At 47.2% G+C, this 11,869-nt stretch carries 11 protein-coding genes and 1 riboswitch; of the genes, 2 read left to right on the top strand and 9 right to left on the bottom strand.

All coding sequences use genetic code 11. The features are described from left to right. Positions 1-129: 129 nt before the first annotated feature. Positions 130-243, bottom strand: a riboswitch (SAM riboswitch). A gap of 72 nt (positions 244-315) precedes the next feature. Together ABIE50_RS15920 and ABIE50_RS15915 are read right to left on the bottom strand one after the other, a co-directional pair. Further along, the gene (locus ABIE50_RS15920) at positions 316-1,263 is read right to left on the bottom strand and encodes an NAD-dependent epimerase/dehydratase family protein (RefSeq protein ID WP_209867267.1); all 948 of its coding nucleotides are present in this window, start codon (positions 1,261-1,263) and stop codon (positions 316-318) included. Between the two features lie 53 nt (positions 1,264-1,316). Then, positions 1,317-2,552: a YdcF family protein gene (locus ABIE50_RS15915; RefSeq protein WP_209867265.1), complete on the bottom strand. Its 1,236-nt coding sequence runs from the start codon at positions 2,550-2,552 to the stop codon at positions 1,317-1,319. A 355-nt stretch (positions 2,553-2,907) separates the two neighbouring features. Between ABIE50_RS15915 and ABIE50_RS15910 the strand changes: the two genes are divergently transcribed. Further along, positions 2,908-5,025 carry an ATP-binding protein gene (locus ABIE50_RS15910; protein WP_209867263.1) on the top strand — a complete coding sequence of 706 codons (2,118 nt, stop codon included), beginning with the start codon at positions 2,908-2,910 and terminating at the stop codon, positions 5,023-5,025. Between the two features lie 8 nt (positions 5,026-5,033). Next, positions 5,034-5,726: a uracil-DNA glycosylase family protein gene (locus tag ABIE50_RS15905; protein WP_209867261.1), complete on the top strand. Its 693-nt coding sequence runs from the start codon at positions 5,034-5,036 to the stop codon at positions 5,724-5,726. 18 nt (positions 5,727-5,744) lie between these two features. Here ABIE50_RS15905 and ABIE50_RS15900 read toward each other — a convergent pair whose 3' ends face one another. From ABIE50_RS15900 to ABIE50_RS15870, 7 genes are all read right to left on the bottom strand, one after another. After that, positions 5,745-5,960, bottom strand: a complete 216-nt coding sequence (locus ABIE50_RS15900; RefSeq protein ID WP_209867260.1) for a hypothetical protein — start codon at positions 5,958-5,960, stop codon at positions 5,745-5,747. 153 nt (positions 5,961-6,113) lie between these two features. Beyond that, positions 6,114-6,419 carry a hypothetical protein gene (locus ABIE50_RS15895; protein WP_209867258.1) on the bottom strand — a complete coding sequence of 102 codons (306 nt, stop codon included), beginning with the start codon at positions 6,417-6,419 and terminating at the stop codon, positions 6,114-6,116. Between the two features lie 136 nt (positions 6,420-6,555). After that, positions 6,556-7,404: an SDR family oxidoreductase gene (locus ABIE50_RS15890; RefSeq protein ID WP_209867256.1), complete on the bottom strand. Its 849-nt coding sequence runs from the start codon at positions 7,402-7,404 to the stop codon at positions 6,556-6,558. After that, positions 7,386-8,336, bottom strand: coding sequence for an adenosylcobinamide-phosphate synthase CbiB (gene cbiB / locus ABIE50_RS15885; RefSeq protein ID WP_209867254.1), 951 nt, complete (start codon positions 8,334-8,336; stop codon positions 7,386-7,388). Before cbiB ends, ABIE50_RS15890 begins: the two co-directional genes overlap by 19 nt. Continuing rightward, positions 8,321-9,343 carry a pyridoxal phosphate-dependent aminotransferase gene (locus ABIE50_RS15880; protein WP_209867252.1) on the bottom strand — a complete coding sequence of 341 codons (1,023 nt, stop codon included), beginning with the start codon at positions 9,341-9,343 and terminating at the stop codon, positions 8,321-8,323. Before ABIE50_RS15880 ends, cbiB begins: the two co-directional genes overlap by 16 nt. Before the next feature lie 12 nt (positions 9,344-9,355). After that, positions 9,356-10,825, bottom strand: a complete 1,470-nt coding sequence (locus tag ABIE50_RS15875) for a cobyric acid synthase (RefSeq protein WP_354028040.1) — start codon at positions 10,823-10,825, stop codon at positions 9,356-9,358. Between the two features lie 105 nt (positions 10,826-10,930). Continuing rightward, positions 10,931-11,866: a hypothetical protein gene (locus tag ABIE50_RS15870; protein WP_209867250.1), complete on the bottom strand. Its 936-nt coding sequence runs from the start codon at positions 11,864-11,866 to the stop codon at positions 10,931-10,933. Positions 11,867-11,869: the final 3 nt, after the last annotated feature.

Below are 11,869 nucleotides of genomic sequence, written 5' to 3'. Positions count from 1 at the left end.
GATGAAAATTGATTAAACAGGTTCGTTGAATGAGCTTATCAGGAAGGTGGGGGCATAAAAAAACTCACCTGGGAGCCAGATGAGTTTTCTAATTATTTGAAGTAATAATTTACAGTAAACTATTGATCTGACTTATCTTTCCCGGTTCTTAAACCAGGATGGATGCAGCACCTTTCACTGTTTGCACAGTGGTGGTTGCTAAGGTATCGTCGGGCCATGTCCCTCCTCCTTTCTTGATAAGCTATTTAAAGAACTGGTGCAAAGATAAGACAGAAAAAATAACTTCCAAATTTATTTTCCTACAAAATCAGTAGACTATTTAGATTGCGCCAGTGTAAGGCGGATCCCTTCTTCATAGGAAGTAGGTTTCACATTAAAGTGATTTTCAAATTTTGAAGAGTCGAAAATATAGGGGTGATTATTCTGGTACAGCATTTCCTTTATTTCGCGGATAGTGGTATCAAACAACCCCGATAGGGTAAGCATAAAGCTGCCCAGTTTCATATACTTCGGCTTTGCATTCATTTGCTCCGCAATGAGCTGTATATATCCCTTCCCGTCTGGTGCGGGATTGGTTGTAGGCAGATGCCATACCTGGTTCCAGGAAGTGTCGTCCTGCGATAGCAGGTACAAACCCTTGGCCGCATCGGGAGTGAAGGTGTAACTATGCGTTTGGTCGTCTTTTCCAAGCCACATGGCGCTGCTGTTCTTTTTGAACTTATCGATGATCAGCAGGTTGAGGAAACCGGTTTTATCGGCGCCCGGTCCATAAAAATCGGCCGCCCTGGCGATGGTAGCGGTGAGATTACCGGCTTTTGTTTCATTCAGCAACTGGGTGGCAATCGCTGCGCGAATAGCTCCTTTTTTACTGGCAGGATGATATGGTGTGTCTTCCTTCATTGGGCCGTTCACTAACCCGTACGAGTATACGTTGTCGAAGAAGATGAGTTTTGCACCGGCTTCTTTACATGCACCGATCACATTGGTCATGATCTTTGGCCAGGCATCTGCCCATACTTTGATATCATATTTAAGCCCGGCGGTGAGGAACACCACGGAACTGCCCCTGACTGCTTTCTTCGTTTGGGCGGCGTCCGTAATATCTGCGGGTACCAGGTCGGTAATTCCTGCAATGGATTTGGGCGAACGGCTCACGAGGCGTACCCGTTTCTGATTTTTTACCAGTTCGGCGGCCAGTTCATTGGCAATTATGCCTCCTGCGCCGAGGATGGTATATAAGGGCTGGATAGAAGAATCAGACATAAAATAAAGGATGTGTTTATATGTAGACGAATGAGTGAACGGAATATTTTACCTCAGGGATCCAGCGGATCAAAAACATTTACCTGCAGGGAGCGGAGGTCTGGCAGGAACGACAAAAAGTAAAGGTCCGATTGTTCCATATCTGCCGCAGGCATATATCCCAGTTCGGTTTTACAACGTTTGGTAAACATAGGGCTGTTTACATATGCCACATGCATGATGTCAGAAACGCACATCATCTTTTTATCAACCGGGATACCGCTCCGCCACAGGATCCTTACGGCGTTGCGCACATTGGTAGTGGTGTGCCGGGCATAAGGGTCGGCCATTACTGCGGCCGCAGGGATCTTTAGTTCATTAACCAGGTATTTCTTCATTTCCACGGCTTCAGAATACCGGGTTCCTACAGGCCGTACATGCCCTCCGGATACAATAATAAAAGGAGCCATCCCTTTGCGGTACAACTCTGCACCGGTACGGCAACGGCTTTTACCGGTTTCGCTCAAAGGCTCAGTTGCCACGGGGCTGGCGCCCAGGATAAGCATGGCGGTATAAGGATATTTGCTCCAGTCCGTTTGCTTCACCATTTTATAAGCGGCTTCATTAATGGCAGATAAAGGCTCATAACGTATGGCCTCATCGCGGTGATTCAGTTCCAGCAGCCCCAGCGCCACGTCCAGCGAGGGCCGGAAAAACAGCCCCGGCTTCCTTTTTCCTGCCTGCTCCATCACACGTTGTATCATGGACCTGTAGGCAGGTGATGCTACATAATAGGCAGCAGAATCGATCACGGGGTAACGGAGCCCTTTTCCATTCGTATAGGCGTTCAGGATATAATTCACACCGTCGGCCGCATCTTTCCAGGCAAGACTCAACAGTGTGGTATCCGCTTTATCCGCGTACAGCTGAAATACCCCACTGCCGCGCATTTCGTTTAGCAGGCGGCCCATTTCCTTTGGGTGGCGCAGCAATAAATCAATCAACGCCTTGCTCACCTCTCCGGTAGTACGTGCCGAAAATTGCAGCGGAGCGGTAAGGTCGCCCTTACTCACGGAACCGGTTACACGCTGCCGGTATTCCTGTCCAAGTGTACAGAGGGCACTGTCACTGTTCATGAGCCGCGACAGGCCCGGTAACTCCTCCATCAGGGTAAACAGGTAAAAGATCCTGTCCTGCAGGGCACTGGATCCCTTATAAAATTTGTAGTGCTGGTCTGGCGAAGCAGGCTGGGCAAAAGTACATGGCCACCACGCCAGGAGCAGCAGCCAGGTTAAAAAACAGTTTTTCATATAATGTATCAAAGCAGATATTACGGCAACAATAATACAAATCTATTGACCTGATATATCAAATCAACAGAAGTATAACAATAATACAAAAGGAAAAGTGAACTTCATCTTTTCAAGTAAAACATAACAGATATCTTATATACCAATATTTATACCTTGAATTGCGGCACTATATGAAACTTTTAATAAGAAAAAATATATAATGTATTAAATATAATCATATATAGGAAATTCAGCAGAAAATACATATCTATTCTTTTTGTTTTTCATTGATTATCTATTAGTTACGGAATATAAAATGACTATTTTCGCACCGGTTTAGCCACCACGCCAACGTCCCAATCATATAATAACAATGTATACAACCCACGAAAAAAAAACCTTTATACGTTATGCCATACTAACGATAATGGTGATTGTTCTGATGACCTTTTTTATGATCATCTCACTAAGGAAGAAAGAATCAGCGCAGTTAGGCATCGTTGTTAAAGACCTGGTTGCCACGAAAACAGATGCAGGTCATATTGACCAGGCAGTACAATTACTGTATGCAGCAGATAATAACTTCCGCGTATATACGCTTACATACGACCGTAAATACCTGAATACTTATGTTGGACAGCTGAGCAGCATTACAGCGCATCTCGACAGCGCCGTAAGCTCCACTGGAAATGAAAAACAGGTGCAGGCCCTGTTGGCCGACAAAGCCCGGAAATCGCAGCTGTACTTACAAACACGGCTATACGTAGATTCATTGCTGCAGCTATCGCAGGTATGGGATACTACTGCTCCCCCACCCCCGCTGCAACAACTGAGCAATATTAAAATACCGGTACCCGCTCCGAAGGCCGATACGATCATTACCACGGAAACCGCCACTACCAAAGGACGCAAGAAATTGCTTGGCCGTATCAAAGATGCGATCAGCAATAAATCGCAGGTGCAGCAAACCAGCCAGCACGTAAAGATCGTACAATACGATACCAATAAAGATGGTAAGGCTTTCTCCAAAGATCAGCTCTCGAAAATACAGGCTGCCTACAATAAATTTATCAGGGATGCCACCGAGAGCCACAATAACCTGAAACAGAAAGAATACGCCCTGGTGATCGCCAACGAGCGCCTGTTCACTGAACTGCTTCACCTCATAGCAGACCTGAAGCAGCATATTGTAGAGGAAACCGATAAAAGACGGCTCCGGCTCGGGCAGGACATCGATCATTCCCTGTACCGGCTGGATAAGCATAATTACTGGGAAATCCCCCTTATCCTGTTACTGGCAGGTATCATTATATATGGTATCATCCGTTTATACCGCTACGACCTGGCACTGCTGAGGGCCAAGCAACAGGCGGAAAAATACGCACAGCAGAAAAGCGATTTTGCCGCCACCATCAGCCACGAAATACGTACGCCGGTGCAGTCGCTGCTGGGATATGTGCACCTGATGGAACGCGACCAGCGGCCCGAAACGGTGCCGGCTATACGTTATTCTGCAGAAATGCTGCTGCAGGTGGTAAATAACGTGCTCGACTACACGCGGATGGAATCTGCAGAACCGATATTAAGGGAAGAAAAGTTTTCTCCCCGCACTGCCATTGAGGAAGTATGCAAAACATTAGCTGTACAGGCAGAAATGAAATCACTGGCGCTGGAAGTAAATATTTATTTCCCCAGTACATTAATCCTGGTGGGCGATGCCTTCCGGTTGAAACAGGTATTGATCAACCTGGTAGCTAATGCGATCAAGTTTACAGAAAAAGGCAGTATTACCGTTACGGCGCATGTGCGTGACAACAACTTATTACAGGTAAGCGTAAAAGATACGGGTGTGGGTATTTCACATAAAGAACTACCTTTGGTATTCGATGCTTTCTCCCAGGGAAATAACCATTATCATAAGGGAAGCGGGTTGGGATTGCATATTTCTAAGAAAATCATCGATCTGCACAACGGAAAGATTCATGTGGAAAGCCTTCCAGGAAAAGGTACCACTTTTTATTTTGAAATCAGGTACAGGGCGGTGGCCTCATCTCCTGCTACCAAAAAAATTATTGTCCCCGTGAACAGTACATCTACAAACGCCATTATTCCTCCCGGTATCCGTTTACTGGTGGTGGAAGACAGCATTCTCAATCAAAAGTTGCTGGCCCTGATGCTGGACAGAATGCAGGCTTCCTATCTGATCGTCTCTTCGGCAGAAGAGGCCCTGGAAGCATATGAAAAAGAGGCCTTCGATTTCATACTGACGGACATTGATCTTCCGGGCATCGATGGGCTCATGCTAACCAACATGATAAGGGAACTGCCCGACCCGAAAAAAGCGGCAGTAACCATTATTGCCATCACCGGTAATGTGATGGATGACGATATTGAGCTGTACCTCCGCTCCGGCTTAAACGACTATATCATGAAGCCTTACCGGGAAGAAGACATACTGGAAAAGATTACCAGGCACCAGCAAATGGCTTAACTTGCGGAATGACTATCGCAGACCAGATCATTTCATTCAACAGCCAGCTGCAATTTCCGGGCAAACTGCCTGCAGGCATCCGCGTGATGAACCCTTTCCGGGAAGGCCCCGGTATTATGGACATCATGAAACAGTTCTATAAAAAGTTTTATGATGATAAACAACCCCGGCAACTGATCCTGGGTATCAATCCCGGCCGGCTGGGATCTGGGTCAACCGGCGTCCCCTTTACAGATACCAAACGTATGTGGGATAAATGCGGGATCGAAATCACCGGCCTCAAAACACATGAGCCCTCTTCGGTATTCGTATATGATGTGATAGACGCCTACGGCGGAGTAAAGAAATTTTACGGGAAATTCTATATCAGTTCCATTTGCCCGCTTGGATTTACTGCCCTCCAGCCTAGCGGCAAAGAAATAAATTACAATTATTACGACAGCGCCGCTTTGACAAAGGCCGCCTATCCGTTTATTGTGAGCAGCTTAAAAGAACAGCTGCAATGGAATATCAGCCGCGAAGTATGCTATTGTATGGGGACGGGTAAAAATGCCGCTTTCCTGCAGGCATTAAATGAAAAGGAAAAATTTTTTAAAGAGGTGGTCCCGCTGGAGCATCCCCGCTTTGTAATGCAGTATAAATCCAAAACAAAATCACAGTACATCGACAAATACCTGACGGCATTTGAGGAGCATCAGTAACCCCAACCTGTGGAATTTCTACGCTGTTTTGACCGCGATTTCATCTGCAATATTGTTGAGCAGGCCCATATTTAAACGACGACCATTATCTGTAGCGCCCGGTGCGCGTACATATCCGTCTTCATCTTTCTCCATCATTATCTCCTCTCCATCTATATCTACCAGGAAGCGTTCTGGTGATGCAGGCCTTACATAAAAGCGGCCTCCGGAAGTTTTAATCATAAAAGCATTCATAAGATCTCCTTTTTCTAAGATCTTACGCAAACCACGGACCAGCTATATCAGGATAAAAAATTTCTTAAAGCGCTGCGAACCTATCTCATGATACCGATACACAGGCTCATCGTCAAATATTGAAGCCAGGGATACTTAAAGGTAATACACCGGTTATATTTTTACCAGGCGGCAATCCCAGGTATCCCTGGGTTGTTCCTCTACAGGATCGGGCGTTACCACCCCGGTGATCTGGTAAATATTACCTTCCTCATGCAACCGGTCGCCGATCTGAGGGGTTTGTTCATCCTTGAAGCGGATGGTAGCAATGATGCCGAAGGATTTATAACTGTGAATTTTCACAATACTGGCAGATCTTACGGGTAAGAGCAATTCGGCCTTTTTCCGATTGTGACTCCGGTACAGGGAGAACATCAGCCATAATGCTATAGCAAACAGGCCAGGGAGCAGCAGATTCACGGCTTTTTCAGGTTTAGGATTGAATAAATATGTTATTGTTGAACCATACCTCCCGCTGGCATAGAGGAGGTATCACTACAATATAGTAAATTTAATACATGTAAACAATTTTTTTTGTATGATGTAACCGCGGGCTTTAAACATTAGCCGTAAACACCTGCAACGGATCATCGTACAGGAAAGAATATCCCAACATGTTCCTCAGTTTGCTGGAACCTACAATCTTATATGGCTCTTCTTTGGCAGGCAACTTCCGGGGCATAGGAATACCGAGATGCTGCGCTGCTGCCTTATAGTAACGGCTGCGTTGCGGATGCCCGCTGGCACAGGCATTAAACACTTCCCCCCAGGCATCTTTCTCGATCACCTGGCGGATAACGCCGATACAATCATCGCGATGGATAACATTCATAGGCTGACCGTTGGATTTACGCCCTTCCATAATACGACGCTGATCAGGAAGGCGGTCATAGCCTATCAGTCCGCCGAAACGAAGCACAGTAGTATCAAATACAGTAGACGAGAGCAGGAGCTCTTCCACCTCCCGCAATGCCATTCCATTGGGCGTATCGGGCATTTCATCATTTTCCTCGGTTACCAGTCCGTTGATATCTTTATATACAGAAGTGGAGCTGACGAATATTACCTTACGGATAGGGGTAGTTTCAATAAAGCTGCGCAACAGCATTATCTCAGATACATGCGCCTCTTTTCCCCTTTCTTTCCGGGGAGGAATATTTACCACCAAAATATCGGCGTCCCAGAAATCGTCCGGGCCGGTTAACACATTTTCCGACAATACCACAACATAGGCTTCCAGGCCGAGGGCCTGTAGTTCCCGCACACCCTCCATGCTGGTGCGCGCGCCTTTCACGGGGTAACCGGCGGCTTTCAGGTGCAATGCCAGGGGTTTACCCAGCCAGCCGCAACTTAAAATACTGATCCTTTCTTTTTCCCGCTGTGGTGTTACTGCTGTACTATCCATATCAAATAATATTTTATCGCCACGATACTGATCACCATTACAAAAGTAACCGCATGATTAAGGTACATTACCTTACGGAATTCATCGTGTTCAATATTACGTTCATTTTCGCCAATATAAGGTTTGTGTACTTCAATTCCCTGGTAAAGGTTAGGTCCACCGAAGCGGCAATCCAGGATGCCCGCCAGCGCGGCTTCAGGGTAACCGGAATTGGGGCTGCTATGCGCCGGTCCGTATTTGATCATAAAATGCCAGGCCCGGCTGCTGCCGTACAGAAGGATCATCAGCAGGGCCGTGATCCGGGCCGGGATAAAATTGGCCACATCATCCAGGCGCGCAGCAAAACGCCCAAAATACAGGTATTGCGCATTCCTATAGCCTATCATTGAATCAAGCGTGTTGATCATTTTATAGAGCATCATGCCAGGCAGGCCCAGCACAGCATAGAAGCACAGCGGGGCTACTACCCCATCGCTCAGGTTTTCAGACATCGACTCCAGTACCGCGATACGGATCTGGTCCGGCGACAAATGGCCGGTATCCCTTCCCACTATCCATGACAGTCGCCGGCGCCCTGCTTCCAGTCCCTCGTGGTGCAATGCGTCAAAAACCTCCCGGCCTTCCTGCAACAGGCTTTTATTGGCGAGTGCAAAAAAAACAAACACCGTACTGAATGCATAGTACACTACCGGCCACCCCGATAGTACTATAAGTATAAAATAAAAACCTACGTACACCGTCCCGCAAAGCGTAACAGTAAGTAAGGCGCCCTTCCAGAACCGGGCACCACCCCGGTTAAGCCAACAGGTGCCCTGCCGGATCAACCAGCCATACATTTTCACGGGATGCGGCCAGCTGCGCGGATCTCCCAGCACCAGGTCGGCAATGTACCCTAACAGTAATGGCAATACGAATTTTAATACAGGGTCCATTGGCGCAAAGCAGTGATCAGTAATTTATTATCGGCGGCGCTGCGGCAGGCGACACGGCAATGACCAGGCCCAAGTCCGTAGAAATTGGAGGCATCCCTGATCAGCAAACCATGCCGTTCCATCAGCCATGCCTTCAAGCCTGCAGCTGTACCGGTTAATGTTTCAAAAAGAAAGAAATGCGTATGGGACGCATGTACTTTATACTCCGGCATCTTACGGACAGCCTCCCATAACCGGAACGTTTCCTGTAACAGGCTGTCGGTTGAAATCGTAAACTGTTCAGGGTGCTCCAGGATATAATAACCCGCTTCGAGCGCCAGGCTGTTCACCGACCAGGGCATCCTGAAAACACGGACCCTGTCCAGCAGCTGCTTCCGTGCAGCCACATAGCCCAATCTCAGCCCGGGGATGCAGCATGTTTTTGTCATGGACCTCAGCACCAGCACATTGGGCAACCGATGCAGGTGAGGCAGCATGGTAACTGCATCCAGCGTAAACTGTATATAGGCTTCATCGATGATGAACACCGTATGCTTATTGTGTATAATGAGTTGCTGCAGGGCTTTTTCATCCAGCGCCTGCCCGGTAGGATTGTTAGGATTGCAGATAAATACCAGGTCGGTGGCAAATGTGGTATCCGGTGTTAGTTTATCCCATTGCAGGTATTGTACCTGGTGCCGGTACAGCTTACACGCATCTTCATACTCGGAAAAAGTAGGCACTACCACAGTGGTAGTAGCGCCGGCAAAGGCCTGTGCCACCAGGTAAATGGCTTCCGTGCCGCCATTGGTCACCAGGATACTGCCGCCGGGCAGGGAGGCCTGGTTTTCCAGCAGGGCCTGTAGTTTTACGGCGCCTGCATCCGGGTAATGATCAATACCGTTTATTTTGTTACTGAGATGCTCCTTTAGCCCTGTCTGTAAACCACCATACCAAACATTGGAGCTGAAATCAGCCTTTACCTGCTGATCAAACAGGTAGCCATCGTCTCCGTGTCCTTGTATCATAATGCAATATTATTATAATTCCAGCGCCTTATAAACAGCCGGAATATCCAGATGTTCACGGATATGTGTTGCCAGTTTGTTATATTGTTCTTCCCTGAACCGCCGGTAATCAAATTCCTTTGCTACTACAGGTTTGCCGCAATGCGCCAGCAGGTCGTTGATCACGGCATCATTGTCCAGGATGCCATGAAGATAGGTACCCCAGCAGTTGTCCCTAAGGAAATAACCATCTGTACCGCCACCGGTAAAAGTATTCAGCGGAGAAGGAACTGCTGCAGTGGTATCTCCCATATGAATTTCATATCCTTCACATATTTTCTGCTGACCACGATAATAAAAAGTTCTTTGCCGGGTTACCTTCTCTCTGGTAAGCACGGTGCTAACCGGTAAAATACCCAGGCCCGGGATGCTGCCGGCAGCGCCTTCCACGCCATAAGGATCTGCCACCTGTTGCCCCATCATCTGGTAACCACCGCAAATGCCGATCACTGCCTTATTTCGTTTATGCGCATCCGTTATTGCCGCAGCGGTACCGTTGTTCCTGATAGCTACCAGGTCGGCTATCGTATTTTTACTTCCGGGAAGGATAATAATATCTGCAGCCGCCAGTTCCGCGGGGTTGTCAGTATAAAAGATATTTACCCGCTCATCTTTTTCCAGCGCATTGAAATCGGTGAAGTTCGACATATGCCGCAGCAACACGATCGCGATATTTATCTCTCCTGTAACATATCGCTTCTGTTTAAGCGGAAGCGAAACTGCATCTTCTTCTTCAATATGAATATCGTGATAGTAAGGTAGCACACCGGTTACCGGTACGCCGGTGATCTTTTCCAGCAGGGATTTTCCATCTTCAAACAAGCGGATATCCCCCCTGAATTTATTAATAATGATTCCTTTTATCAATGCTTTTTCTTCCGGTGGCAGCAATGCGATAGTGCCATACACGCTACCGAAAATGCCTCCCCGGTCGATATCCGCAATAAGGTAAACGGCCGCACCTGCATGCAGGGCGATCCGCATATTGGTGATATCTTTTGCGCGCAGGTTCAGCTCTGAAATGCTGCCCGCCCCTTCCATTACAACGGGATTATAGCGTTGCGACAGGCGGTTAAACGCACCTTTTACTTCCTCAAAAAGCGCACGCTTATCATCTTCCATAAAATACTCCCAGGCCGATTGGTTACCGGCAGGCCTGCCATGCAGCACCAGTTGGGCATTACAGTCGCTGACAGGTTTCAGCAGCACCGGGTTCATATCAGTATGGCAAGGCACGCCTGCTGCTGCAGCCTGAACCGCCTGAGCACGGCCTATTTCCAGGCCATCGGGTGTTGCATAGCTGTTGAGCGACATATTCTGGGCCTTAAAAGGCGCCGGAGTAAATCCATCCTGTTTGAAAATGCGGCAAAACCCGGCTGTGATCACACTTTTACCTACATCGGAGGCGGTGCCCACAAACATTACCGGCCGGAGTTGTTTCATTCTTTCATGACATTGGTGCTGCCGCGAAGATATTAACTTTCACAAAAGTATTCTCTTTTGGATGGCATCTGTTTACAGTCCGGGGTAATTGAAACTTAATGAATATTATTCAATCGTCTTTCTATTGGCATTCTCCACCAGTTTAAGCCTGCTTTCCAGTTCCTTGTTCTTTTTATCCAATTGAATGATATATAAACTGAGCTCTTCTACTTTTTGCAGCAGTCTTTTATTCATATCTCCGAGATCCAGTCCTTCTTTCGCTACTTCCGTTGCAGAAGGTATTTCCGGAAGATGCTGATGTGTTGATATATATTGTTCAAGCGCTGATATTTCAGGAAGATGGTAGTCTTTCCCAAATACATAGTCCGGCCATCCCGTTTGCGTAACTTTTACTTTGGTGGCAAAGATATCACCATATACCGCCAGCTTAGCTTTCGGAGTAACGGTGCCGATACCAACATTACCATTTGTTCCAGAAATAAACAGGGAGCCGGCAAGGTAAGTTTCATTCAAAGTTCTGAATTCAAAAGGAACTGTATATGCAGAGGCGCCTGGATCGGAGGCAGGTGTCATGCTGTGGGTCCAGGTTCCATAGGCGCAGGTCACCTGGTAAGATCCCAGACCAATATAAGATCCGTTATAAAAATAAATATCATACGCAGTGGCGGCCGCTCCCGCCGCATTGGGTAATACCTTGATGGCATTTACAGCTCCAATATGCCGGCCAGTACGGGTAGCATAGGCAGAAAAAGCAAAGCCATCTACCACGGAGCTCCCATTACCGGTCCTGATAAAAAGCTCCGTAGATCCCATTTGATCAATTCCAGCATTAAAACCTACGCCGCCATATATCCTGATGGAAGCAGACACTCCCTGCTGAGGGATGGCCAGCGTGCCGGCTTTTACCCAGGCAGATCCACCAAGTGTTGCATGATTAAGAGATCCGGTATAGTTAATCTGTGCAAAAAGCGATTGACCATTAAAAATTAAGAAAGATAAAAGGGCCAACAATAAACGGTTAACATTAATGTATTTCATCATCAT

This window comes from Chitinophaga sp. OAE865, assembly GCF_040546735.1.
Lineage (GTDB): Bacteria > Bacteroidota > Bacteroidia > Chitinophagales > Chitinophagaceae > Chitinophaga > Chitinophaga polysaccharea_A.
Note: the sequence above shows the minus strand (reverse complement) of the source record. Positions and strands in the feature narration are given on the sequence as shown.

Excerpts from the sequence above, each read along its gene's own strand:
- ABIE50_RS15905 (WP_209867261.1), top strand. The coding sequence starts at position 5,034 with ATGACTATCGCAGACCAGATCATTTCATTCAACAGCCAGCTGCAATTT.
- ABIE50_RS15875 (WP_354028040.1), bottom strand. The coding sequence starts at position 10,825 with ATGAAACAACTCCGGCCGGTAATGTTTGTGGGCACCGCCTCCGATGTA.
- ABIE50_RS15910 (WP_209867263.1), top strand. The coding sequence starts at position 2,908 with ATGTATACAACCCACGAAAAAAAAACCTTTATACGTTATGCCATACTA.
- cbiB (WP_209867254.1), bottom strand. The coding sequence starts at position 8,336 with ATGGACCCTGTATTAAAATTCGTATTGCCATTACTGTTAGGGTACATT.
- ABIE50_RS15915 (WP_209867265.1), bottom strand. The coding sequence starts at position 2,552 with ATGAAAAACTGTTTTTTAACCTGGCTGCTGCTCCTGGCGTGGTGGCCA.
- ABIE50_RS15890 (WP_209867256.1), bottom strand. The coding sequence starts at position 7,404 with ATGGATAGTACAGCAGTAACACCACAGCGGGAAAAAGAAAGGATCAGT.
- ABIE50_RS15920 (WP_209867267.1), bottom strand. The coding sequence starts at position 1,263 with ATGTCTGATTCTTCTATCCAGCCCTTATATACCATCCTCGGCGCAGGA.
- ABIE50_RS15900 (WP_209867260.1), bottom strand. The coding sequence starts at position 5,960 with ATGAATGCTTTTATGATTAAAACTTCCGGAGGCCGCTTTTATGTAAGG.
- ABIE50_RS15880 (WP_209867252.1), bottom strand. The coding sequence starts at position 9,343 with ATGATACAAGGACACGGAGACGATGGCTACCTGTTTGATCAGCAGGTA.
- ABIE50_RS15870 (WP_209867250.1), bottom strand. The coding sequence starts at position 11,866 with ATGATGAAATACATTAATGTTAACCGTTTATTGTTGGCCCTTTTATCT.